Raw genomic sequence first — 23691 nt, 5'->3', positions numbered from 1 at the left:
AACGGTGCATCAGGCAGCCCGCCAGCGCGGGCAAGCCCCTTGCGGCAGGCTCGCCCAACGCCGCCATCAGAACTGCGGCGTGTACTTGACGCTGAACATCAGGTTGCGCGGGTCGCCGAAGTTGTTGTTGCCGTCCAGTTGGCTGTACCCGGAGATGATGTAGCGCTTGTCGAACAGGTTGTTGGCGTTGACCGCCAGGCCGATTTGCGGGGTGGCCTGGTAGGCCAGGCGCGCATTCCACACCGTGTAGCCGGGGATTTTGTAGGTGCGCTCATCGCCCAGGGTGTGGCTCTGGCTGGTAAAGCCCAGGCCCGCACTGACGCGGCTCAAGTCACCCGGCAACTGGTAGTCGCTCCACACCCGCAGCATATGCTTGGGCGTCCAGGGGCTGAATACCTGGCCTTTCTTGTCGGGATCTTCGAGGAACTTGGTGGTATTGAAGGTATAACCGGCAAACAGTTGCAGGCCGCTGAACACTTCGCCGCTGATTTCCGCGTCCACACCCTGGCTGCGCACTTTCCCGGACGCCGCCGAGCAATACCAACCGTCGCATTCACGCCCGCCGGCCATGTCGGTCACGGCGCGGTTCTTGTGGTCGTAGCGGAACACCGCCAGCGAGGTGTTGACCCGCCCGTCCAGCAACTCGCCCTTGAGGCCCAACTCATAGTTGCTGCCGATGATCGGCTTGAGCACCGCGCCATCGGTGGAGCGCACGCTCTGCGGCTCGAACACGTCGGTGTAGCTGGCGTACACCGCCCACTCGCGGCTCAGGTCATAAACCAGGCCCAGGTACGGCGTGACTTCGCCGGTTTCGGTCATGGCGCTGGCCTGCGCCGCACTGCCGGGGAAGGTGGCGCGGTACACGGTGTCTTTGTAGCTGTAGTCGTACTCGCTCACGCGGGCACCGACCACGGCGGTCAGCGGTTCGGCCAACTTGACCCGCCAACTGCCATACATGCCTTTCTGGCGGATGTCGTATTCGCTGAAGCTGCTGCGCCCGCCGTTCTTGCTCATGATCTCGTCGTAGCTGGGCTCGGGGCGGTTGTGGTCGATGTCGAAAATCGTGCCACGGTCCTCGAACTGGCGTGCCCACATGTCATCGGAGGTGAGCTTGGAGTAGTTGCCGCCCAAGGTGATTTCCTGGGCCAGGGAAAACGCCTCGAACCGGCCGTTGACGAACAGGTCCAGGCCCAACTTGGTGGAGTCGAAATCGGTGATCCAGTCGGCGTACTCCACGCCGCTGCCATCGGGCTCAAGGCCATTGCCGGCGCTCTGGATACGTTGCTGCTTGGACGAATTGGTTTCCTTCATGCCCACCGCCGCGACCTTGAGTTTCCAGTCGTCGTTGAAGCGGTGCTCCAGGTCGGCGTAGACCGTGCTCTGCTCGATATCGGCCTGGTTCCAGCGCGCGCCGGTGTAGGTCGAGCGCGGCACCTTGAGCGGCGAGCCGTTGGCGTAACGGGGCAAGCCGCGAATCATCGGCCGCGAGTCGTCGTCGGTGTAGCTCATGCCCACGCCCAGGGTGGTGTCGGGAGTAAGGTCGAAATCCAGGGCGCCATACAGCGAGTGGGTTTTGCTGTGTTCGTAGTCGATGAACGATTGGCTCTGGTCTTCGTCGGCGACAAACCGCCCGCGCACCGTGCCCTCGGCGTTGAGCGGCCCGCCCGCGTCCAGCTGCAGGCCGTAGTGGTCCCAACTGCCGGCCTTGGCGGTCAGCGCCACGGTGGGCGCAGCCTGGCCGCGCTTGCGCACCAGGTTCACCGCGCCACCCGGGCTGCCGGTGCCCTGGAGCAGGCCGGCGGCGCCGCGCAGGATTTCCATGCGGTCGAAGAAAATCAGGTCCTGGATACCCCAGTTGCCCAGGGCGTAGGTGTTGCGCGGGATGGCCACGCCATCGTATTGCCATAGATCGATCTGAAAACCCCGCGCCGACAGCACCATGCCTTTGCCCACGCCTTGCACACCGACTACGCCAGTGGTCTGGTTGGCCGCATCGCGCAGGTCCACCAGGCCTTGGTCGTCCATTTGTTTGCGGGTCATCACCGTGACCGACTGGGGGATCTCCTTGAGGGTCTGGGTGCCTTTGCCAATGGTCACGGCGCGGGCCGCGTAAGACTGGGTGCCCTCGCTGGTGGCGCTCAAGGCCTGGGCGTTGACGGTGGTGGCCCCCAGCTCCAGGGCGCTACCGCCTTGGGCCTGGGGCTGTACGCTGAAGTTGCCGCTGTCGGTGATGCGCAACTCCAGGCCCGTGCCGGCCAAGGCCTGTTGCAGGGCCTGCACGACAGTCATGTCGCCGCGCAGGGCGGCGGCCCGTTTGTCGGCCACCAGGGCCGAGGGCAGGGAAATCACCTGGCCGCTCTGGCTGGCGATGGCGTTGAGGGTGCGCGCCAGGCTCGCGGCCGGCAGGTCGAAATGCAGCACCTGCTGCGCCGCCTCAGGGGCGGCGATAGCCATCAGCGACGGGTTGGCGGCAGCCAGGGCAATAGCCACAGCGAGGGCACGGGGCCAGGGTGTGTACACGGCGTTCTCCTGAATTTAAGTGGGCGATATCAGGAGATAGGTGGGCCGAGAAATGAAAACCGGACACGAATGAGAAGAATTCACAAAAATAGTTTCAACGCCGCGGGCCGAGCAAGGTCAGCCACGGGCCGTAGTGCTCGACCGTAATCGGCAGGGTTTCGGCCAACGCGGTCAGCGCCCGGTCCGGCTCGTCGAGGGGGAACACACCCTGCACCCGCAACTGGCGGATCTGGGGGGCCACGCGAATGATGCCGCGCCGGTACGGGCGCAACGCATCGACCACCGCCAGCAGCGGCTCGTCGAGCACACTCAGGCGCCCTTGCAGCCAATCGCCGCGGTGGCTTTCGTCGCTACTCAACGCCTCGATCCGCGCGGCGTGGAGCAACGCAGCCTGGCCTTGCTGCACATCCCGCGAGGTGCCGTCCGCGAGGCTGGCGCGCACCGCGTGTTCCAGCACCACCACGCGGGTGGCCTCGGCCTCTTGGCGCACCAGGAAACGGGTGCCCAGGGCGCGGATTTCGCCTTGGGCAGTGCGCACGCGAAACGGGCGGTTGGGGTCCGGGGCCACTTGCACGATCAACTCGCCGGCGCGCAGGTACAGCAAGCGCTGGCCGGCCTCGAAACGCACATCCACGGCGCTGTTGGCGTTGAGGCTTAACTGGCTGCCATCGGCCAGGCTGAACTGGCGGCGCTCGCCGGTGCCGGTGCGTTTGTCCGCCAGTAACATCTGCCCGGGTGTGCTCTGCGCCCCCAGCCACAGGCCCCCCGCCAGCACGCCGAACCCGGCGAGGCCGCGCAGCACCTGGCGCCGCGATGTGCCCGGTTGCAGCAGCACTTCCCGCGCCTGGCCGGGGGCGCGTGGCTCCAGGCTGCGCAAGGTGTCGTAGGCGCCGCCCAGGCGCAGCTGCAAATGCTCCCAGGCCTGGGCATTGGCCGGGTCGCGGGCCAACCACGCGGCCAAACCGGCCTGCAATTGCGGGTCGGCCTGGCCGCTGCGCAGGCGCACCATCCAATCGATGGCCTGCTCGCCCGCCCGGTCCAGGGCGGCGCGGCTCACGGCGCCACCTCGGCCAGGTACACCTGGCGCAGGGCCTGCTTCATATAACGGCTGACCGTGCGCTCGGACACGCCCAAACGCCGGGCGATCGCCACGTAGCTCAAACCGTCGAGTTGGCTGTAGAGGAAGGCGCTTTTCACAATCGCGGGCAACCCCGCCAGAGCACGGTCAATGGCACTCAAGGCTTCGATCAGCAAGGCCTGTTCTTGCGGCGAGGGCGACAATTGCTCGGGCAACGCGGCGAGGCGTTCCAGGTAGGCGATTTCCAATTGGCGGCGCCGGTGGCGGTCGAAAATCAGGCGCCGGGCGATGGTCGACAGGTACGCCCGCGGCTGCAGGATCTGCTCCGGGTCGATGCGCGAGGCCAGCACCTGGCAGAAGGTTTCCGCCGCCGTGTCCTCGGCATCGGCGTGGTTGCGCAGGTGCCGTTGCACATGCTGCAAGAGCCAGCGGTGATGGTCACTGAAGAAGAAACCGAGCTTGTTGGAAGGGGCGGACACGGGCACAGATCCCACGGCATAAATATGAATAGTTCTCATTCTATAGAGATGGGCAGCGTTACAGCAATTCGCCATCAGCCTGGCGGCCGCCAATCCAATGAAAAAGGCCCCGGCAGAAACTGCCGGGGCCTTCAGTGGCCATATCCCTATGGCCTTGCGCGTGAACCACTCGGGAGCGATGACGTAATACTGGATCGCCGATCGCTCCCCTTCTCCCGGTCCAAGCGAGAAGCTTGCGTGTTACTCGGATTTCAGGCCGTCAGCCGATACCGCTTTAACGCCTTTGATTTTCTTGGTGATGGCTACTGCGATGTCCTTCTGAGCGTCGGTTACCGCCACTTCGGAAGACAGGGAAACCACGCCTTTGTTGGTTTCGACTTTGATATCGGTGCCTGGAATGCCTTTTTCGGTCAGCAGGTCAGCCTTGACCTTGGTGGTGATCCAAGTGTCGGTAGTGGTTTCTTTCGCCTTGGTCACTTCACCGGCCGCCAGGGTCATTGGTGCCTGGGAGGTTTGGGCGAAAGCCACGTTGGCCATGGTCAGGGTCAGTGCGGTAGCAGTTGCGGCAGCGATAGCGAACTTCTTCATACGAGTAACTCCTGTTTTTCTAGAAGGTCTGCGCCGTAGAGCTGTGTGGCGTCAGGGTTAACAGGGTTATTGCAGGGGCTGTGCCAACTTTTGCACAGCAAATAATCCCTTATTAATCAACACGTTATAAAAAACACAAAAAACCACGGTCATGCAATTTGCATGACCGCGAGGTTTCTTGCGTGCAAGTTGCGGCTTCTGCCATCAGGTACTGCTGGCGCCGCAACCTTTGGGCGCGTAATCGGCTGGCACACTGGTGGCGCAGCTCCAGCCTTCGGCCTGGGTACGGCTCAGGGTGACGGTTTCGCCCAGAGCCGGCGCCGGGGCATTGGCCAGGGTACAGGTGATGGCCCCCGCCCCGGTGGCTGCGGAGCCGGAAGCGTCCAGGGTGCAGTTGGCGGTGCTGGGGCGGCCGCCAATCAGCGCCAGCGTGGGGTCGGTGCCTTGGTTTATCAGGTCTTCAAAGGCCACTTTCAGCGCCGCGACCTCGGCCAGGGCAGCGGTAACCGTGGCCCTGGCCTGGTATTTGGAATACAGCGGCAAGGCCACGGTGGTCAGAATGCCGATGATCGCGACCACGATCAGCAGTTCGAGCAGGGAGAATCCTTTCTGGCGAGGCATGGGCCAACTCCTGGTTTTGCGTAAGGTCATGTGACCGGGAAGCCCACGGTGCATAGCTTGTGCCAAGGCTACAGCCCCACCGCTACGGGGCGTTCGGCCCAGGCTGGCGTTTTGCCCCCTGGCAAATCCGCGCCCAACCTGCCCTTTTCCGTCACCGCCCTGCCATGTGCCGGGCCCATGCTGGCGGCTAGGCTTAGGCACTTCGTCAGGGCGACCCAAGGACTCAAGGATGAGCACGAAAACCTCCGTATTCACCTGGGAAGGCATCGACCGCCAGGGCCTGCGTAAAACCGGCAAACTCAGCGCCGCCGACCTGCCGCTGGTCAAGGCCCGCTTGCGCCAGCAGGGCATTACGGCGCACCGGGTGCGCAAAAAAACCGCGCCGCTGTTCGCCCCGCGCCACCGGATCAACGCCATGGACATGGCCCGCTTCACCCGCCAACTGGCCACCCTGGCCAAGGCCGGCGTGCCGCTATTGCAGGCGCTGGAGCTGATGGCCCAGGGCGGTGCCGAGGCGCAGTTGGGCCCACTGGCGCGCCAGCTCAAACAGGACATCGCCGCCGGCAGCAGCCTGGCCACGGCGCTGCGCAACCAGCCGCGGTACTTCGACACGCTCTACTGCAACCTGATCGACGCCGGGGAGCAGGCCGGCGCCCTCGATACCCTGCTCGACCGCGTCGCCACCTATCAGGAAAAAAGCGAGCGGCTCAAGGCCAGGGTGAAAAAAGCCCTGGTCTATCCGCTGGCAGTGGTGGTGGTCGCGGTGATCGTCAGCGCGATTCTGCTTATCAAGGTGGTGCCGCAATTCCAGAGCCTGTTCAGCAGTTTTGGTGCGCAGCTGCCGGCATTCACCTTGCTGGTGATTGCTTTGGCCGAGTTTCTCCAGGCCTGGTGGGCAGTGTTGTTCACCGTAGCCGTGGCGGCCGCTGCCGCACTGCGCCAGGGCCTGCGGCGCTCGGCGTGGTGCCGCGATGCCCTGGACCGCTGCCTGCTGCGCCTGCCGCTGGTGGGCACTTTGCTCTATAAGTCCGCCCTGGCACGTTACGCCCGCACGCTGGCCACCACCTTCGCCGCCGGGGTGCCGCTGGTGCAGGCGCTGAACTCGGTGGCCGGGGCCATGGGCAGCCGCCGCTTCAGCGACGCCGTGCGCGAGGTGAGCGCAGCGGTGGCCAGCGGCACCCAATTGCATGTCGCCATGGGCCACTGCGGGTTATTCACGCCGATGGCGATCCAGATGACGGCCATTGGCGAAGAATCCGGCACCCTGGAGCTGATGCTGGAAAAAATCGCGACCTTCTACGAGGATGAAGTCGATCACTGGGTCGATAACCTGACCAGCCTGCTGGAACCGTTCATCATGGCGGTTCTGGGGGTGATCGTCGGCGGCCTGGTGGTTGCCATGTACCTTCCCGTTTTCCAACTCGGCACAGCGATCTGAACATGCCCTTGAGTGATTTCCTCGCCGCCCACCCCGTAGCGTTCGCCACCCTGGCCCTGGTGCTGGGGCTGGTGGTCGGCAGTTTCCTGAATGTGCTGGCCTGGCGCCTGCCCACGATGCTCGAGCGCGACTGGCGCGCCCAGGCCCTTGAAGCACTGGCACTGCCCGCCGAACCACCCGGCCCCACCTTCAACCTGCTGCTGCCCCACTCCCATTGCCCCCATTGCGCCCGACCGGTGCGGCCGTGGCACAACATTCCGCTGCTCGGCTACCTGCTGCTGCGCGGCCGCTGCGCCGACTGCCAACACCCCATCAGCCCCCGCTACCCGCTGGTGGAACTGGCCTGCGGCGTGCTCTCGGCTTTTGTCGCCTGGCACCTGGGCCCGGGCTGGGCCTGCGCCGCGTTGCTGGTGCTGTCCTGGGGCTTGCTGGCCTTGAGCCTGATCGACGCCGAGCACCAATTGCTGCCGGACGTGCTGGTGCTGCCGCTGCTGTGGCTGGGGTTGATCGTCAACAGCTTCGGCCTGTTCGTGCCCCTGGGCGACGCGCTGTGGGGTGCGGTGGCCGGTTACCTGAGCCTGTGGTCGGTGTATTGGCTGTTCAAATTACTGACCGGCAAGGACGGCATCGGCCAGGGTGATTTCAAACTGCTGGCCCTGCTCGGCGCCTGGGGCGGCTGGCAGGTGCTGCCTTTAACGATCCTGCTGTCGTCCCTGGTGGGCGCCGTGCTTGGGCTGATCTGGCTGCGCCTGCGGCGTGCGCAAAGCACCACGCCCATTCCGTTTGGCCCGTATCTGGCGATTGCCGGCTGGATTGCCTTGCTCTGGGGTGGTCAAATGGCCGACTTCTATTGGCAGTTTGTCGGTTACTGATGAATACCTCTGTAAACACACCCTGGGTCCTGGGCCTGACTGGCGGCATCGGCAGCGGTAAAAGCGCGGCGGCCCAGCGGTTTATCGAATTGGGCGTGCACGTGGTGGACGCCGATCACGCCTCGCGCTGGGTGGTGGAACCGGGGCGCCCGGCCCTGGCGCAGATCGCCGAGCATTTCGGCCCCGGCGTGCTCCAGGCCGACGGCCAACTCGACCGCGGCGCGTTGCGTGCGCTGATCTTTCAGGAGCCCCACGAGCGGCGTTGGCTGGAGGCATTGCTACACCCGCTGATCGCCCGGGAAATCGCCGACAACCTGGCCAGCGCCACATCGCCCTACGCCATTTTGGTGTCGCCGCTGTTGATCGAGGCCGGGCAGCGGGCGATAACCCAGCGGGTGTTGGTGGTGGATGCGCCGCAGCCCCTGCAAATTGCGCGTACCCTGCTGCGCGACCAAACCAGCGAAGAACAGGTGCAGGCGATTCTCAAGGCCCAGGCCAGCCGCGAAGAACGCCTGCGTCATGCCGATGACGTGCTGGTCAACGACCGCGACCTCGCCTGGCTGCACAGTGAAGTCGAGCGGTTGCATCACTTTTACCTAACCTTGCGTGGAGGCCAGTCATGAGCCAACCCCTGACCGTCGAATGCCCAACCTGCGGCGCACCCGTGGAATGGAACGCCAGCAATGCCAACCGGCCCTTTTGTTCAGACCGCTGCAAACTGATCGACCTCGGCGCCTGGGCGGCCGAAGAACACAAGATCCCGGTCGCCCCGGACGCCGAAGACGACCTGTTCAGCGACGACCTGCCGCCGCGCGCGCACTAAGGCTGCGGCCCCTGTGGGAGCGGGCCCGCCGGCTCCCACCGGCTCAGGGGTGCCAGCCCTAAGGCCGCATAAAACCGTAATCCTGGCCGTCGTCCAGGTTTTCGGCCAAGAACTGCAGTTCATCGGCCAAGTCTTCCAGGCTGCGCACGCCCTTGCTCTGTTGCACCACCGCACTGAGTAAGGCGCGTAGGCTCAGGCCCGGGTCAAAACCCACCTCTTGTGCGCAATCGAGACTTTGCCGCAGTTCCTGCCGTGCCCATTCGTAAACGCTCATGACGCTGCTCCTGAGAAATTTCCCAGAGCATGCGACGCGGCCCCCGGGCCGTCCTTGACGTGGATCAACCTCGCGGGCGCCGTTGGTCGTCGTCGTTCCAGGGCGCCGAGAGGTAGCGTGTGCGGTTGAAGGTTTCCAGCCATTCGGGGCAAAACACCACCAGGGCGCTGACCAACATGCCGTTGATAAAGGCCTCGGGGAAAATAATCAGCCACAGGTAGCCGACAAAATCCTCCAGCCACTCAGGCATGGCGAACACGCCGTCAACCCACAGCAGCCCCAGCGTGGCCAGCAGGCACAACAAGGCGGCCAGCGCCGCCGCGAAGAAACCTGAACAAAAAATGTACACGAAGGGGTTGCGCGGCTGCGCCCGTTCCACCAGCAAGGCGCAGCATTCGGTGACCAGCACCGGCAACAGGATCAACAGGCTGCCGTTGACCCCCAGTGCCACCCAGTCCTGGCGCCCCAGCAGGGCCAGGCCGATTTGCGCCACCAGGCCGCCGACTATGGCCAACGGCCAGTCCAGCAGCAGGGTGACCACAGTCATGCCGATAAAGTGGTAGGACACGCCGGTGTCGAAGTCGCGGCGCATCAGCCACAGCAAAAACAGTGCGAACACCGTGCCGAACAGCAGGTGCTGGCGGCGGGTGTCGCTGAACAACTCGACCCACGGCGAACGCAGCAGGGCCCAGGCCAGTACCGGCAGGTAAATCAGCCAACCGACCAGCAGGCTGGTGCCCGACAGCAGTTCGGCGCCGATCATGGCAGCGGCTTCTCCAGCGCCTCGCGCAGGCTGGCGGCGTTATCGAATTCGCGCACCTGCTGCACCTGGCCGTGGTCCAGTTGCAGCCACAGCACTTTGTCCGCCGCGCCCGGGTATGCCGCCACTACCTGGCCATCACGGTCGAGCATGACCCGATACGGGTAATCGCGCATGGCGGGGATGGCGAACATCCGCGCGATCAACTTGGGCATCGGTTCGATATTGGCGACGAACACCGCGTCGCGGGCTTCGAGGTAGCCCTTGGGCTGGTCCAGCAGCACGGCTTTGACCAGTTTGGCGCCGTCCATGGTGCGCGCCACCAGCAGGGTGCGGGTCTGGTCGTTGAGGCTGTAGCTCTGGTCGAACTGGTCGAGCAGGGTCCAGGGCGCCAGTTTCTCGCCCACTTCCAACGCCTGCGCCCACAGGGGCATGAGGCTCAAGATCACCACCGGGAAAAATTTCACTGCCGACTCCTTGCCTGGATAAACGAGCCGCCAGTCTACACCCGCCCCGCCGCGCGAGCGTCAAGCCCAGTGTCGCGGGTCGTTCATCACCGCTTCGTGCGCGGCGAAGACTTGGGGCAGCTCAGCCTGGAGAAAGTCCACCCAGGTGCGCACCTTGGCGTCGAGAAAGCGCCGCGACGGGTACAGCGCGTAGACGTTGCGCTCGCGCAGGCGATAGGCGGGCAGCAAGCGCAGCAAGCGGCCTTCACTGAGCGGGCGGGTGGCGGCGTAGAACGGCACCAGGCTCACGCCCATGCCCGCCTCCGAGGCGTTGACCATGGATTCAGCGACGTTGCTTTGGAAGGTCGGCCCCGGCAGGACGCCCTGCTCGCCCGCCGCATCGTGAAACTGCCATTGGTCGCTGTACATCGGGTCGAGCAGGCGCAAGCAGCAGTGCTCGTTCAGCGCCGCCGGGCTGGCCGGCACACCGTGGCGCTGCAGGTACGCGGGCGAGGCGAACGGCGCGCTGTAGATCTGCCCGATGACCTGGGCGACGAACTGGGAATCGGCCAGTTCCTGGGCGATGGAAATCACCACGTCGTGGCCTTCTTCCAACGGGTCGGGGTTGCGCTGGGACAGGCTCAGTTCGAACACCACGTCCGGGTACAGCTCGCAGTAGCGGGCGATCAGCGGGGTTATCAGCATGCCGAGGCCGTGCAGGGTATGCACGCGCAAGCGCCCGCTGGGCTTGAGGTGGGCGCCACGGGCTTCGGCGGTGGCCACTTGCATTTCTTCGAGGATCTGCCGCCCGCGCAGCAAAAAGCGCTCGCCGGCGTCAGTCAGGCCCAGGCGCCGGGTGGTGCGTTGCAGCAGGCGCGCCTGCACGTGCTGCTCCAGGTCCGCCACCAGGCGCGAGACCTGCGCGGTCGAAAGATCCAGGGCCTGTGCCGCAGCCGTAAAGCTGCCGCTATCGACCACCTGCACGAACACCCGCAGGCTATTGAGTACATCCATAAAGCCTCCGGGGCCTGTGACTGTTGCGTTTGATGTAAGGCTGCATCAGGCGAACGCGGCTTTTTCCTACAGCAGCGAGGGCTAAACTGTACACATCAGCTCACATATACAAGAGGCCACCATGAAAACCCTGCTCAGTTTGTTCCTCGCCCTTGTCGCCACCAGCGCCCTGGCCGGCGAACCCACCCTGGACGTCGCCAAAGTCGTGTCTATCAGCGATATCCCCAACGTCTGCGACGTGGTGCCGGCCACCATGGTCTATATCGACCACCAAGGGCAAACCCATAGCGTCACTTACATGGTGATGGGCGATTGCGGCGGCCCGGCCTAAGCCCGCCGCAACCGATTGGCGCCGCGCCAGGCCAACGCCAGGTTGGCCGCCCCGGCGCCGGTCACAGCAGGGTCCAGGTGTAGCTGAGGATCAGGCGGTTTTCGTCGATATCGCTGCGGTAGTTGGAACGCGCCATCACGTTGCGCACGCGCATGCCCAGGCCTTTGAGGGTGCCGCTCTGGATCACGTAGCCCAGGTCCAGGTCGCGCTCGCGGTCCTTGCCCTCGAACCCCTTGCCGGTGTCGACGTTGTTACCGGAAATGTAACGCACGGTGCTGGTCAGGCCGGGCACGCCCAGGGCGGCGAAATCGTAGTCGTGGCGCACCTGCCAGGAGCGTTCGTCGGTGTAGGCAAATTCATAGGTGGGCACTTCGTTGCCCAGGGGCGTGACGTTGGCGAACACCCGCGGGAACGCGCTGTCGCCGAACATCCCCTGGTAGCCGACGTAAAAGGTGTGACCGCCGCGCTTGGCCGACAGCAGGGAGAAAAACGCCTGGTTGTCGATGTTGCCCAGTAGTTTTTTGCCGTCTTCGCGCGAATCGTAAAAGCCTAGGTTGGCTCCCAGGGTCCAGTCGCCCAACGGTTCGCTGTGCTTGAGGCCCAAAAAGCGCTGGTGGTAGATGTCTTCCAACTGGCCGAACCAAGCGCTGGCCGAGGTGCGTTTGTCGTTGAACACATAGTCGGCCCCGGCAAAGTTGAAGCCGTCGCTGCTGACCTGGCGTTGCGGCACGTGGCCGAGCATGGCTTGCAGCTTGTCGTCGCCCGCCTCGTTGCGCAGGCTGGTGGATTTCAAATGGCCACCCTGCAAGGTCAAGCCGTTGATTTCGCCGGACGTGACGCTGGCCCCCTGATAACTCGGGGGAAGCAGGCGGATATCACTGAAGGCCAGCACCGGCAGGTTGGGCTGCAATTCGCCGATGCGCAGTTCGGTCTTGGAGACGCGCACTTTCAACGCCCCGGCGAGGCGGCTGTAGTCATCCGCCGCACGGCCGTCGTCCTGCACCGGCAACAACCCGGTGTTGACCCGGTCGGGGCTGCTGTCGAGCTTAAGCCCCAGCAAGCCGATCACGTCCAGGCCAAAACCGACGGTGCCCTGGGTGTAGCCCGATTTAACGTTGAGGATAAAACCCTGGGCCCACTCCTCTGCCTTGGACTGTTGATTGGCGCCGACGATGTCGGAAAAGTCGCGGCTGAAGTAGTAGTTACGCGCCTGCAAGGTCGCCGTGGTGTCCTCGATAAAGCCGCTGTCGGCGGCCAGCACGGAGGTGGAACAGCCCAGGCCGATAGCCAGGGACAGGACGCAAGGGGTGCTCTGGAAGGTCTGTTTCATCGTTTGGCTCTTATTGTTATTGATCGACAGGTGGCACACGAACGCGGCAGCGCCCGGGCGGCCGAGGGCATGGAAACGGGGTGGAAAATCAGGCGTGGATCAGGGGCGGCGCGCCACCTCGCCGGGGGCGGCCACGACCGGCGCGGGCCGCCGGGCGTTGAGCAGGACATGGGCGGCAATGCCGAAGATCAGGCCCCAGAATGCGGCGGACAAACCGAACAGCGACATACCCGAGGCCGTGGTGAGGAAGGTCACCAGCGCCGCTTCGCGGTCGTTGGGCACCGCCATGGCGCCGGCCAGGGCGCCGCCGATGGCGGCGAACAACGCCAGCCCCGCCAGCGCTGCGATCAGCTCCTTGGGAAAGGCCGAAAACAGCGAAACCAAGGTGGCGCCAAAAATCCCCAGCACCAGGTAGAACAGCCCGCCCACCACCCCGGCAACGTAGCGCTTGCTTGGGTCTTCGTGGGCCTCACGGCCAGTGCAGATGGCCGCGGTGATGGCGGCCAGGTTCAGCCCGTGGCAACCAAACGGCGCCAGCAACGCGGTGCCCAGGGCACTGCTGGCGATGATCGGGCTGGCCGGGGTGTTGTAGCCGCTGGCGCGCAGCACCGCCATGCCGGGCACAAACTGCCCGGTCAGCGCCACCATCACCAGGGGCAAGGCGATATTAAGGGTCGCGCTGAGGCTAAATTGCGGGGTGACCCACACCGGCGTCGCCAGGCCAATGACCAGGGCTTCACGGTGCAAATCGCCGGCGGCAAACGTGATAGCGCAACCCACCAACAACACCATCAGCACCGCATAGCGCGGCATCATGCGCTTGCACACCAGGTAGGTGACGAACATCGCCAGCACCAGCAACGGCTTGCCCTGCAAGGACACGAACAGGCCGGTGCCGAAGCTGAACAGAATCCCCGCCAGCATCGCCGCCGCAATGGCGCTGGGCAGTTTGCTGATGATCCGGTCAAAGGCCCCGCAAATGCCCACTGCGAAAATAATCAGGCTACTGACCAGGTAGGCGCCCACGGCCTCTTCCATGGAAATCCCCGGCAGCAACGCCACCAGCAGCGCCGAACCCGGCGCCGACCAGGCAATAATCACCGGCACCCGGTAGCGCAGGCTCAGGCCGATGCCCAACACGGCGCTGCCGATGGAAATCGCCCAAACCCAGGACGACAGCAGCTCCCGGGACATCTGCGCGCTTTCGGCAGCCTGGAAAATAATCACCAGGGGCCCGGCATAGGAAATCACCGTGGCAATAAACCCGGCCACTGCCGCAGACAGGGAAAAGTCATGGAAAAACGCTTTCATGGCACCTCACCGCAAGACTCATCTGGCAACCCGTGGCACAGGGCCTGGGTGCTCTTGTTCTATCGAACGTGGGCGACACGGCACGGCGCCGTGTCGCACCGGCTCAGGCGCGGGTGGGCGTCAGGGCCGCAGTGGCGCGGGTGGAACGTTGGCTGCTGATGGCAAACAAGGTCATCGCCACCGCCGCAATCGCGCCCGGTACGGCAAAGGCCATGAAATTCAGTTGCAGCGGCAGGCTGATGCCCAACAACGCCCCGCCCAGTAGTGGCCCGACGATAGCGCCGTTGCGGCCAATCCCGGAAGCCCAGCCAAGCCCCGTGGAACGAATGGCCATGGAGTAGAACTGCGCGGCGCAGGCGTACAGCAGAATCTGCGAACCGATGGTGGTGGCCCCGGCAATGGCGATCAGCAGGTACAGCACCGGCGTCGGGCTCTTGAAGCCCAGCAAGGTGATGGAGATGGCGGCCACGGCGAAGAACACCGCCAGCACCCGCGGCAGGTTGAGCTTGTCGCCCAGCACGCCACCGCCCACCGCGCCGAAGATCGCGCCGAAGTTGAGCACCAACAGGAACGACAGGCTCGAACCCAGGCTGTAGCCGGCGTTGGCCATCAGTTTCGGCAGCCAGGAACTCAAGGCGTAAACCATCAGCAGGCAGCAGAAAAACGCCACCCACAGCATCAGCGTGCGCACGGCGCGGCCTTCGCGGAACAACTGCAACACCGGGGTGCCGGTGCCTTTGACTTCGCTCATGTGCAGTTGGTCGCTGCTTTGCGCGACGTAGCCCGGGTCGACCCGCTCCAGCACCTTGCGCGCTTCTTCGTTGCGGCCCTGGCGCAGCATGAAACCCACCGATTCCGGCAGGAAATACATAATCAGCGGCAGCATCAGCAGCGGCAGCACCGCCACGTAGAACACCGACTGCCAGCCGAAACTGGGGATCAGCACAATGCCCAGGCCCGCCGACAACATGCCGCCCACTGAATAGCCACTGAACATGATGGCCACCAGGGTGCTGCGGATTTTCTTCGGCGCGTACTCGTTCATCAGCGCCACCACGTTGGGCATCACCCCGCCAATGCCGAGCCCGGCAATGAAGCGGCAGATGCCGAATTCCGTGGGGTTGCGGGCAAAACCGTTGAGCACGGTGAAGCCGCTAAAAAGGATGACGCAAATGGTGATGGCTTTCTTACGCCCGATCTTGTCGGACAACGGCCCAAAAAACAGCGCCCCGAACATCATGCCAAACAACGCATAACTGCCCAGCGCCCCAGCCTCCAGGGGGGTGAGGCCCCACTCTTTCATCAGTACCGGCAGGACCACGCCGTAAATCACCAGGTTGTAGCCGTCGAAAATGATAATCAGGGCACACCAGAACAGCACCATCCAGTGGAAGCGGTTGAACCGAGCTTTGTCGATAACCTCATGAACGTCGATTTTGCGCATGGCATCTGTCTCTTGTTGTTGTTTTTGTAAACGATGAGCGAGAACGCCCTCGTTTTTATAGGCAGGCCATCGCAGGGTAGGCAGGCCCTGCGCCCTGCAATATCCGCTTTGTGCAGATCGCTATCCGTTTTGTGCAGGGGTGTTTCGCCTGTTTGCGGCCGGCGCCAGGAAAATGGGGGGTCTTCAAAAGCCCATTTGGGCGCTAAGCTGGGGCGATGGATGACTCAGATTACCTACGCCTGCTGACCATCGCGGCCGAGCAGGCCAACGCCTTTTTGTCCAACGCCCGCAAATGGGAGCGTGAACGCTGGGTGTGCCAGCGGCTTTTGCAGGGGTTGAACATCCCCTATCGCCTCGAAGAATTCAGCCCCGCGGGCGAACCGCCGGACGTGCTGTTTCGCGATGCCAATTTCGAGGTGTTTTTCGTCCTCGACGAGGGCCGGCGCCTCAACGATGAATGGCGCGACGAGTTACAGCGCCGGCGCACGGCGTTCTCCCTGAGCCAATTGGTGCGCCGCGAAGCCAAGCCCCGACGCATCCCGGCCAACGACTTCCTGCTGCGGCTGGCGCCGACCCTGCGCAAAAAAGCCCACAACTATAAAGAGCGCGGCATGGACCTGGGCGAACTGGACATCATCGCCTTCGCCAGCCTCAAGCGCGAAGTGCTGGACCTCAACAGCCACTTCCCGCCGCCCACCGAATACCTGCGCCAGGGCTGGCGTTCGCTATCGCTGGTGGGCCCCACGTTCGCCCGCGTGCTGTTCGCCCACCCCGACGCGCCGGATTTTTTGCGCAACAACCTGGGGCGCAGCATCGTGTTCGATGTCGGGATCAGCCTGTGATGAGCCCCTTGCAAGAGCTGATTGCCCAAGTACCGCAGCAGGGCCGGGTGCGTTGGATTGGCGTGCGCCCCGAATCACGCGGGGCCATGGTCGAACTGGAGGCCGTCGAAGCCCGCCGCGAAGCGGGGCTGACGGGCGATCATGCCCGGCCAGGCCCGCGCAACGCACGGCAGGTGACGTTGATCCAGTGGGAGCATCTGGCCGTTATCAGCGCCTTGCTCGGCCGGGCACCGCAGCAGCCCGTCCAGGCCCAGGACCTGCGGCGCAACCTGGTCATCAGCGGTATCAACCTGTTCAGCCTCAAGGGCCGGCGCTTTCGCATCGGCCAGGCGATTTTCGAGACTACGGGCTGGTGCCAGCCCTGCGCACGCCTGGAGCAACGCCTGGGCCTGGGCACCTTTCAAGCAGTACGCGGCCATGGCGGAATCACTGCCCGGGTGATCCACAGCGGCATCATCCGCGTCGATGACCCACTGTGCGTCGAGCCGCTGTCCGAGACGGGCTATGCTCCCTTCAACCCCGGATAAACCGTTGTACCGCCCCTTCATTCAGCAACGTCTACCGACGAGGCCTTTATGACCAGCCGCCTGAACCCCGACGACCAAAAGCATGTCGAACAGTACCTGCAACTGTCCCAGAACCGCGTGGAGCGCCGCCCTTTTCGGCCGTGGCTGCTGCTGGCGGTGGTGCTGGTGACGGTGATCGCGCTCGGGTTGCTGAGCCGCCTCTTGAGTTACCTGACGCTATGAGCTGCCTGGCGCTCGCTCGGGTAACCGCACCGATTTTTTTAGCCTTGCGAGATATCCCCATGACTCATCGAATTGTCATTGTCGGCGGCGGCGCCGGCGGCCTGGAGTTGGCGACCCGCCTGGGTAAGACCCTGGGCAAACGTCGCACCGCCAGCGTGACACTGGTAGACGCCAACCTCACCCACATCTGGAAGCCGCTGCTGCATGAAGTGGCCGCCGGTTCGCTGAACTCCAGCGAAGACGAGCTCAACTATGTTGCCCAGGCGAAATGGAACCACTTCGAGTTCCAGCTTGGGCGCATGAGCGGGCTCGACCGCGAGCGGAAGAAAATCCAGTTGGCCGCCACTTACGACGAACAAGGCCTGGAGCTGGTGCCGGCCCGCGAACTGGGCTACGACTCCCTGGTGATCGCCGTCGGCAGCACCACCAACGACTTCGGCACCCAGGGCGCGGCGCAGCATTGCCTGTTCCTCGACACCCGCAAACAGGCCGAGAAATTCCACCAGCAACTGCTCAACCACTACCTGCGCGCCCACGCCGGGCAAACCGATGTGGTGCAGCAGATCAGCGTGGCCATCGTCGGCGCCGGCGCCACGGGGGTGGAACTGGCCGCCGAGCTGCATAACGCCGCCCATGAACTGGCGGCCTATGGCCTGGACCGGATTCTCCCGGAAAACATGCACATCACCCTGATCGAGGCCGGCCCACGGGTGCTGCCCGCCCTGCCGGAGCGGATCGGCGGACCGGTGCATAAAACCCTGGAGAAGCTGGGGGTCAACGTGATGACCAACGCCGCCGTCAGCGAAGTGACCGCCGACAGCCTGATAACGGCCGACGGCCAGGTGATTAACGCCAGCCTGAAAGTCTGGGCCGCCGGAATTCGCGCGCCAGGCTTCCTCAAGGACATCGATGGCCTGGAAACCAACCGCATCAACCAGTTGCAGGTGCTGCCCACCCTGCAAACCACCCGCGACGAAAACATCTTCGCCTTCGGCGACTGCGCGGCCTGCCCGCAACCGGGCACCGACCGCAACGTACCGCCCAGGGCCCAGGCCGCCCACCAACAGGCGTCCTTGCTGACCAAATCGCTGAAACTGCGGATCGAAGGCAAGCCACTGCCCAGCTACAAGTACACCGACTATGGCTCGCTGATTTCGCTGTCGCGGTTTTCCGCCGTGGGCAACCTGATGGGCAACCTGACCGGCAGCGTAATGCTCGAAGGCTGGTTGGCGCGCATGTTCTATATCTCGCTGTATCGCATGCACCAAATGGCGCTGTACGGCCCTTTCCGCACGGCAATGCTGATGCTGGGCAGCCGCATTGGCCGCGGCACCGAACCGCGCCTGAAGCTGCACTGATCCACACACTTTGTGGGGCTTGGTCCAGCCGACGATGGCGGTGTACCTCTCACACGTGCATGAGCTAGCAGATCACCATCGCGGGCAGGCCCGCTCCCACAGGGAGCGGGTCTGATCGGCACTCAACTTTTGCGCAGACAAAAAAAATCCCCGTATCTGTCGATACGGGGATTTTCAATATGGTCGGGGTAAGGGGATTCGAACTCCTGACATCCTGCTCCCAAAGCAGGCGCGCTACCGGACTGCGCTATACCCCGGAAAAAAAAGGCGACCTTTTCAAGTCGCCTTCTTCGATCATGGCTTTTGGCCGCTGATCTTAAGATTCGATCCCAGCAACGCTGGTTTCAAAAATGGTGGGTCGTGTGGGATTCGAACCTACGACCAATTGGTTAAAAGCCAACTGCTCTACCAACTGAGCTAACGACCCAAAAATGGTCGGGGTAAGGGGATTCGAACTCCTGACATCCTGCTCCCAAAGCAGGCGCGCTACCGGACTGCGCTATACCCCGGTTTGAAATTGGCTCCGTGACCAGGACTCGAACCTGGGACCCAATGATTAACAGTCATTTGCTCTACCGACTGAGCTATCACGGAACTACATATTTCAATTACATCTACTGCTTACTTCAGTCTCTTCTACCCGTTCACATCGCTGCGTTCGTGTGTCTGAGGCGCGCTATTCTACAATCTTAAAAACCCCTGTCAACCCTTTAAATTGCTTTTAAGACAATGATTTGCGACTTCTTTCAGTTTTCTTCTTGGGGAGAAGAAAGCCTTGGGCTGACATACTGCGGGGCGCACTTTACAAGCCTTTTCCTTTGAGTTCAACGCCCTACCGAAAAAAAAGGCCCCGCGATGCAGGGCCTCTACTTGGCGCGTCAGGACTGCACCTTAATGGAAAACAATCTCGTCGTTTTCCACCGTGGCCGTCACGCTCGCTCCCGGCAGGAAACTGCCAGAAAGGATCAACTGCGCCAGCGGGTTTTCGATCCAGCGCTGGATCGCTCGTTTGAGCGGCCGTGCGCCGTACACCGGGTCGTAACCCACCGCGATCAGCTTATCCAACGCTTCGCCGCTCAGTTCCAGTTGCAGCTCGCGCTCAGCCAGGCGACTGCGCAGGCGGCCCAACTGGATTTGCGTGATGCCAGCAATCTGATCCCGGGCCAGAGGCTCGAAGATCACCACTTCGTCGATCCGGTTGATGAACTCCGGACGGAAGTGCGTCGATACCGCATCCATCACCGCCGCACGCTGCGCCTCGCGATCACCCACCAGTTCCTGGATCTGCGCCGAGCCCAGGTTGGAGGTCATGACGATCACCGTGTTGCGGAAATCCACCGTACGCCCGTGGCTGTCCGTCAACCGGCCATCCTCCAGCACCTGCAGCAAGACGTTGAACACGTCCGGGTGGGCCTTCTCGACCTCATCGAGGAGGATCACCGAGTAAGGCTTGCGCCGCACGGCCTCGGTCAGGTAGCCGCCCTCTTCGTAACCCACATAGCCTGGTGGCGCACCTATCAAACGAGCCACGGAGTGTTTCTCCATGAACTCGGACATATCGATCCGCACCATCGCCTCTTCGGTATCAAAGAGGAATTCGGCCAAGGCCTTGCACAACTCGGTCTTACCCACACCGGTTGGGCCGAGGAACATGAACGAGCCGCTGGGGCGGTTAGGGTCCGACAACCCGGCACGGGAACGCCGCACCGCGTTGGCCACCGCCACCACCGCTTCGTTCTGGCCGATCACGCGTTGGTGCAACAGGCTTTCCATCTTCAACAGCTTGTCGCGCTCGCCTTCGAGCATTTTCGACACGGGAATGCCGGTCCACTTGGACACCACTTCGGCGATCTCTTCCTCGGTCACTTTGCTGCGCAGCAACTGGTTTTCGCTGTGGCCGTGCTGATCGACCATTTGCAGGCTGCGCTCCAGGTCCGGGATAACCCCGTACTGCAACTCCGCCATGCGGTTCAGGTCGCCTTTACGGCGTGCCGCTTCCAGTTCCTGGCGCGACTGCTCGATTTTCTGCTGGATCTGCGCAGAGCCTTGCACTTCGGCTTTCTCCGCGTTCCAGATCTCTTCCAGATCCGAGTATTCGCGCTCCAGGCGTTCGATTTCTTCTTGGAGTTTCTCCAGGCGTTTTTTCGCCGCCTCGTCGTCTTCTTTCTTCAAGGCCTGGGATTCGACCTTGAGCTGAATCAGGCGCCGCTCCAAGCGATCCAGCACTTCGGGTTTGGAGTCGATTTCCATACGGATACGGCTGGCCGCCTCATCGATCAGGTCGATGGCCTTGTCCGGCAACTGCCGGTCAGTGATGTAGCGATGGCTCAACTTGGCCGCCGCGATGATCGCGCCGTCGGTGATCGCCACTTTATGGTGAACCTCGTACCGCTCCTTGAGGCCACGCAGGATCGCGATGGTGTCTTCCTCGCTCGGCTCTTCCACCAGCACTTTCTGGAAGCGTCGCTCGAGCGCCGCGTCCTTCTCTATATATTGGCGGTACTCGTTGAGCGTGGTGGCGCCCACGCAGTGCAGTTCACCGCGCGCCAGGGCAGGCTTGAGCATGTTGCCCGCATCCATCGAGCCTTCGCCCTTACCGGCGCCGACCATGGTGTGCAGTTCATCGATGAACAGAATGATCTGCCCTTCCTGCTTGGACAGTTCGTTAAGCAAGCCTTTGAGGCGCTCCTCGAACTCGCCGCGGTACTTGGCACCGGCGATCAGCGCGCCCATATCCAGGGACAGCAGGCGCTTGCCTTTGAGGCCGTCCGGCACTTCGCCGTTGATGATGCGCTGGGCCAGGCCCTCGGCAATCGCGGTTTTACCCACGCCAGGCTCGCCGATCAGCACCGGGTTGTTCTTGGTGCGCCGTTGCAGCACCTGGATGGTGCGGCGGATTTCGTCGTCGCGACCAATCACCGGGTCGAGCTTGCCGTCTTCGGCGCGCTTGGTCAGGTCAACGGTGTACTTGTCCAGAGCCTGGCGCGATTCCTCGACGTTGGCATCGTTAACCGCTTCGCCGCCGCGCAGGTTGTTGATCGCGTTCTCCAGGGCTTTCTTGCTCACACCTTGGCCGAGCAGCAACTTACCCAGTTTGCTGTTTTCGTCCATCGCGGCGAGCAGCACCAGTTCACTGGAGATGAACTGGTCGCCCTTCTGCTGGGCCAGGCGATCGGCCTGGTTAAGCAGGCGCGCCAGGTCCTGGGACATGTTGACGTCCCCGGTGGGGTTCTGGATTTTCGGCAGTTGGTCGAGCTCTTTGCTCAGCTCTTTGCGCAAACTGTTGACGTCAAAGCCCACTTGCATCAGCAGAGGCTTGATCGAGCCGCCCTGCTGTTCAAGCAGCGCTTGCATCAAGTGCGCCGGCTCGATGGCCGGATGATCGAGGCCGACCGCCAGGGATTGGGAGTCGGACAACGCTAACTGTAATTTGCTGGTTAAACGGTCTATACGCATGAGTCACCTTCCTTTTGAGCAGGCCGGAGCTATGAACACATCCTGAATGAAGAAACCTGCCAGATACCGCTATAGATGCGGTCGATTCTGGGAGATTCAAGCGCTGTAAGGTTGACGCAGGTCAGCAGAGTCTAGTGCGCGAGCCAAATAAGGGAGGCAAATCGACCAGTGCGGGGGCTGCGGCGATAGGAAAAGAAGCGTGGGTCGCTGACCGTGCAGAAGCCGCCACCATACACCGCCGTGACACCACGGGCCGCCAGGCGCAGGCGCGCCAGCAGGTAGATGTCGGCCATAAACTTGCCCGCATTGGCACTGGGTACGAAGGCCTGCTGCGCTTCTGGCATCTGCCGCACGAAGGCCTCGCGCACTTCCGGGCCGACTTCAAAGGCCGTAGGCCCGATGGCGGGCCCCAGCCATACCAGCACCTGATCCGGCGCCACGGCGAGGCTGTCCAGAGTGGCTTCGAGCACGCCCGCCGCCAAGCCGCGCCAACCGGCGTGGGCCGCGGCCACGCGGGTGCCGGCGCGGTCACAGAACAACACGGGCAAGCAATCGGCGGTCATCGAGGTACAGGCAATGCCTGGGGTAGCGGTCCAGCTGGCGTCTGCCCGGGCGACCTGCGAAGGGTCGGCATGCACCACGTCTATGCCGTGGACTTGCTGCAACCAGGCAGGCGCGATGGAGAAATGGTCGGTGAGGCGCCGGCGGTTTTCGGCAACGGCCGCGGGGCTATCATCAACGTGATCGCCGAGGTTGAGGCTGTCGAACGGCGCCAGGCTGACGCCGCCCGTACGGGTGGTGACGCAGGCCTGTACCCCGGCCGGTGCAGGCCAGTCGGGGATCAGCCAGTCATTCATCCGATGAACGCCTCGCGGTCTTGCTTGAGCAGCGACAGCAACCAGACAAAGTCGTCCGGCAGCGGCGACTCCCAGCTCATGCGCTGACCGGTGGTCGGATGGTCCAGCTCCAGGAAACGCGCATGCAGCGCCTGACGCGGGAAGCTTTTAAGGGACTCGACCATGGTCACGCTGGCCGCCGGCGGGATGCGGAAGCGGCCGCCGTAGGCCGGATCGCCCACCAATGGGAAGTTGATGTGGGCCATGTGCACGCGGATCTGGTGGGTCCGGCCGGTTTCCAGCTTGACCCGCACGTGGGTGTGGGAGCGGAAACGCTCCAGCACGCGGTAGTGGCTGACGGCTTGCTTGCCCCCCTCCATTACCGCCATGCGCTGGCGCTGCTGGCCGTGGCGACCGATGGGCGCGTTGATCTTGCCGCCCGCCGTCACGACACCGATCACGATGCACTCGTAGATCCGGCTGACGCTGCGGCTCTGCAGCTGCGTCACCAACTGGGTCTGCGCCTGGATAGTCTTGGCCACCACCATCAGGCCGGTGGTGTCCTTGTCCAGGCGATGCACGATGCCGGCACGCGGCACGTTGATGATGTCCGGCACGTGGTGCAGCAGGGCATTGAGCAAGGTGCCATCGGCATGCCCGGCCGCCGGGTGAACCACCAGGCCTGCGGGTTTGTTGATGACCAGGATGTCATCGTCTTCGTAGACGATATCGAGCTCGATGTCCTGAGCGATCCATTCTCCCTGGGCTTCCTGCTCGGCAGTCAGCTCAAGAATCGCACCGCCATGAACTGTGTCTCGCGGGCGGATAACCGCTCCATCCACAGTCAGGCGGCCGTCTTTGATCCAGGCGGAAAGGCGCGAGCGCGAGTGCTCAGCGAATAATTGTGCGGCGACTTGATCGAGGCGTTGGCCGCCCAATTCGGACGGCACCTCTGCGCGAAGTTCAATTTTATCGGACATGCTCGGACTGGGCGTCGGCACAGCCTTTGGTTTCGGCTGCGCGCTTGTGGTTAAATACGGCGTCTTTTGCCCCGAGGCTTTTCAACGGGGCGCTCATCATAACAGGACGGCCCCGCCCAAGACAGCGGCCGTCATAGGGAC

24 protein-coding genes and 4 tRNA genes are annotated in these 23691 nt (G+C 63.4%); 9 read left to right on the top strand and 19 right to left on the bottom strand.

Going from position 1 to position 23691, the window contains the following annotated elements; genetic code table 11:
- Positions 1 to 66: 66 nt before the first annotated feature.
- The 5 genes from AC19YR_RS07305 to AC19YR_RS07285 form a co-directional block, all read right to left on the bottom strand.
- A complete protein-coding gene (locus AC19YR_RS07305; RefSeq protein ID WP_500597759.1) occupies positions 67 to 2520 on the bottom strand; it encodes a TonB-dependent siderophore receptor in 2454 nt (817 codons plus the stop codon).
- A 94-nt stretch (positions 2521 to 2614) separates the two neighbouring features.
- Positions 2615 to 3577 carry a FecR domain-containing protein gene (locus AC19YR_RS07300; protein WP_500597757.1) on the bottom strand — a complete coding sequence of 321 codons (963 nt, stop codon included), beginning with the start codon at positions 3575 to 3577 and terminating at the stop codon, positions 2615 to 2617.
- Positions 3574 to 4077: a sigma-70 family RNA polymerase sigma factor gene (locus AC19YR_RS07295; RefSeq protein WP_371856235.1), complete on the bottom strand. Its 504-nt coding sequence runs from the start codon at positions 4075 to 4077 to the stop codon at positions 3574 to 3576. Before AC19YR_RS07295 ends, AC19YR_RS07300 begins: the two co-directional genes overlap by 4 nt.
- A 240-nt stretch (positions 4078 to 4317) precedes the next feature.
- Positions 4318 to 4665 carry a BON domain-containing protein gene (locus tag AC19YR_RS07290; RefSeq protein ID WP_095109490.1) on the bottom strand — a complete coding sequence of 116 codons (348 nt, stop codon included), beginning with the start codon at positions 4663 to 4665 and terminating at the stop codon, positions 4318 to 4320.
- A gap of 204 nt (positions 4666 to 4869) precedes the next feature.
- Positions 4870 to 5286 (bottom strand): pilin, encoded by a 417-nt coding sequence (locus AC19YR_RS07285; protein WP_500597754.1) that lies wholly within the window; start codon positions 5284 to 5286, stop codon positions 4870 to 4872.
- Between the two features lie 229 nt (positions 5287 to 5515).
- On the opposite strand from AC19YR_RS07285, the gene AC19YR_RS07280 reads away from it, so the two are divergent.
- Genes AC19YR_RS07280 through yacG form a run of 4 tightly spaced genes read left to right on the top strand, consistent with a single transcriptional unit; the run spans position 5516 to position 8419 of the window.
- The gene (locus AC19YR_RS07280; protein ID WP_500597752.1) at positions 5516 to 6724 is read left to right on the top strand and encodes a type II secretion system F family protein; all 1209 of its coding nucleotides are present in this window, start codon (positions 5516 to 5518) and stop codon (positions 6722 to 6724) included.
- Between the two features lie 2 nt (positions 6725 to 6726).
- Positions 6727 to 7596: a prepilin peptidase gene (locus tag AC19YR_RS07275; protein ID WP_095109487.1), complete on the top strand. Its 870-nt coding sequence runs from the start codon at positions 6727 to 6729 to the stop codon at positions 7594 to 7596.
- Positions 7596 to 8219: a dephospho-CoA kinase gene (gene coaE / locus AC19YR_RS07270; RefSeq protein ID WP_500597750.1), complete on the top strand. Its 624-nt coding sequence runs from the start codon at positions 7596 to 7598 to the stop codon at positions 8217 to 8219. Before AC19YR_RS07275 ends, coaE begins: the two co-directional genes overlap by 1 nt.
- Entirely contained in the window at positions 8216 to 8419 is a 204-nt protein-coding gene (gene yacG, locus AC19YR_RS07265; RefSeq protein ID WP_095109485.1) for a DNA gyrase inhibitor YacG, read from the top strand. The genes coaE and yacG overlap by 4 nt, the downstream gene beginning before the upstream one ends.
- 58 nt (positions 8420 to 8477) lie before the next feature.
- Here the strand turns inward: yacG and AC19YR_RS07260 are convergent, their stop codons facing one another.
- The 4 genes from AC19YR_RS07260 to AC19YR_RS07245 form a co-directional block, all read right to left on the bottom strand.
- Complete coding sequence (locus AC19YR_RS07260) at positions 8478 to 8693, bottom strand: hypothetical protein (protein ID WP_095109484.1); 216 nt, start codon at positions 8691 to 8693, stop codon at positions 8478 to 8480.
- Between the two features lie 64 nt (positions 8694 to 8757).
- On the bottom strand, positions 8758 to 9456 hold the full coding sequence (locus AC19YR_RS07255; RefSeq protein ID WP_095109483.1) for an energy-coupling factor ABC transporter permease: 699 nt from the start codon (positions 9454 to 9456) through the stop codon (positions 8758 to 8760).
- Positions 9453 to 9920, bottom strand: a complete 468-nt coding sequence (locus AC19YR_RS07250; RefSeq protein ID WP_095109482.1) for an FAD/FMN-containing dehydrogenase — start codon at positions 9918 to 9920, stop codon at positions 9453 to 9455. Before AC19YR_RS07250 ends, AC19YR_RS07255 begins: the two co-directional genes overlap by 4 nt.
- Before the next feature lie 60 nt (positions 9921 to 9980).
- On the bottom strand, positions 9981 to 10913 hold the full coding sequence (locus tag AC19YR_RS07245) for a LysR family transcriptional regulator (RefSeq protein WP_500597748.1): 933 nt from the start codon (positions 10911 to 10913) through the stop codon (positions 9981 to 9983).
- A 121-nt stretch (positions 10914 to 11034) separates the two neighbouring features.
- On the opposite strand from AC19YR_RS07245, the gene AC19YR_RS07240 reads away from it, so the two are divergent.
- Complete coding sequence (locus AC19YR_RS07240; RefSeq protein WP_500597746.1) at positions 11035 to 11244, top strand: DUF2790 domain-containing protein; 210 nt, start codon at positions 11035 to 11037, stop codon at positions 11242 to 11244.
- 61 nt (positions 11245 to 11305) lie between these two features.
- Here the strand turns inward: AC19YR_RS07240 and AC19YR_RS07235 are convergent, their stop codons facing one another.
- The 3 genes from AC19YR_RS07235 to AC19YR_RS07225 form a co-directional block, all read right to left on the bottom strand.
- Positions 11306 to 12574 (bottom strand): OprD family porin, encoded by a 1269-nt coding sequence (locus AC19YR_RS07235; RefSeq protein ID WP_500597745.1) that lies wholly within the window; start codon positions 12572 to 12574, stop codon positions 11306 to 11308.
- Between the two features lie 99 nt (positions 12575 to 12673).
- Entirely contained in the window at positions 12674 to 13885 is a 1212-nt protein-coding gene (locus AC19YR_RS07230; RefSeq protein WP_500597744.1) for a benzoate/H(+) symporter BenE family transporter, read from the bottom strand.
- Between the two features lie 103 nt (positions 13886 to 13988).
- Positions 13989 to 15329: an aromatic acid/H+ symport family MFS transporter gene (locus tag AC19YR_RS07225; RefSeq protein WP_500597742.1), complete on the bottom strand. Its 1341-nt coding sequence runs from the start codon at positions 15327 to 15329 to the stop codon at positions 13989 to 13991.
- A 215-nt stretch (positions 15330 to 15544) separates the two neighbouring features.
- Here AC19YR_RS07225 and AC19YR_RS07220 point away from each other — a divergent pair, with 215 nt between their 5' ends.
- The 4 genes from AC19YR_RS07220 to AC19YR_RS07205 are packed head-to-tail and all read left to right on the top strand — an operon-like array spanning position 15545 to position 18278.
- Entirely contained in the window at positions 15545 to 16171 is a 627-nt protein-coding gene (locus tag AC19YR_RS07220) for a DUF1780 domain-containing protein (protein ID WP_095109476.1), read from the top strand.
- The gene (locus tag AC19YR_RS07215) at positions 16171 to 16698 is read left to right on the top strand and encodes an MOSC domain-containing protein (protein WP_500597741.1); all 528 of its coding nucleotides are present in this window, start codon (positions 16171 to 16173) and stop codon (positions 16696 to 16698) included. The genes AC19YR_RS07220 and AC19YR_RS07215 overlap by 1 nt, the downstream gene beginning before the upstream one ends.
- A gap of 48 nt (positions 16699 to 16746) precedes the next feature.
- Entirely contained in the window at positions 16747 to 16920 is a 174-nt protein-coding gene (locus AC19YR_RS07210) for a DUF3094 family protein (RefSeq protein ID WP_095109474.1), read from the top strand.
- A 59-nt stretch (positions 16921 to 16979) separates the two neighbouring features.
- On the top strand, positions 16980 to 18278 hold the full coding sequence (locus AC19YR_RS07205; RefSeq protein WP_095109473.1) for an NAD(P)/FAD-dependent oxidoreductase: 1299 nt from the start codon (positions 16980 to 16982) through the stop codon (positions 18276 to 18278).
- A 180-nt stretch (positions 18279 to 18458) separates the two neighbouring features.
- Here the strand turns inward: AC19YR_RS07205 and AC19YR_RS07200 are convergent.
- The 7 genes from AC19YR_RS07200 to rluD all read right to left on the bottom strand — a co-directional run bounded on the left by AC19YR_RS07200 (position 18459) and on the right by rluD (position 23550).
- Positions 18459 to 18535: transfer RNA gene (locus AC19YR_RS07200), tRNA-Pro, on the bottom strand.
- A gap of 94 nt (positions 18536 to 18629) precedes the next feature.
- Positions 18630 to 18705 (bottom strand) — tRNA-Lys (locus tag AC19YR_RS07195).
- Between the two features lie 5 nt (positions 18706 to 18710).
- A tRNA-Pro gene (locus tag AC19YR_RS07190) sits at positions 18711 to 18787 on the bottom strand.
- 9 nt (positions 18788 to 18796) lie between these two features.
- A tRNA-Asn gene (locus AC19YR_RS07185) sits at positions 18797 to 18872 on the bottom strand.
- A 297-nt stretch (positions 18873 to 19169) separates the two neighbouring features.
- Positions 19170 to 21734, bottom strand: a complete 2565-nt coding sequence (gene clpB, locus AC19YR_RS07180; protein ID WP_095109472.1) for an ATP-dependent chaperone ClpB — start codon at positions 21732 to 21734, stop codon at positions 19170 to 19172.
- A gap of 131 nt (positions 21735 to 21865) precedes the next feature.
- The gene (gene pgeF / locus AC19YR_RS07175) at positions 21866 to 22591 is read right to left on the bottom strand and encodes a peptidoglycan editing factor PgeF (protein WP_500597739.1); all 726 of its coding nucleotides are present in this window, start codon (positions 22589 to 22591) and stop codon (positions 21866 to 21868) included.
- Positions 22588 to 23550: a 23S rRNA pseudouridine(1911/1915/1917) synthase RluD gene (gene rluD, locus AC19YR_RS07170; RefSeq protein ID WP_095109470.1), complete on the bottom strand. Its 963-nt coding sequence runs from the start codon at positions 23548 to 23550 to the stop codon at positions 22588 to 22590. The genes pgeF and rluD overlap by 4 nt, the downstream gene beginning before the upstream one ends.
- Positions 23551 to 23691: the final 141 nt, after the last annotated feature.

The organism is Pseudomonas sp. MF08817 (genome assembly GCF_059862705.1).
This window is presented reverse-complemented; position numbering and strand designations above follow the sequence as displayed.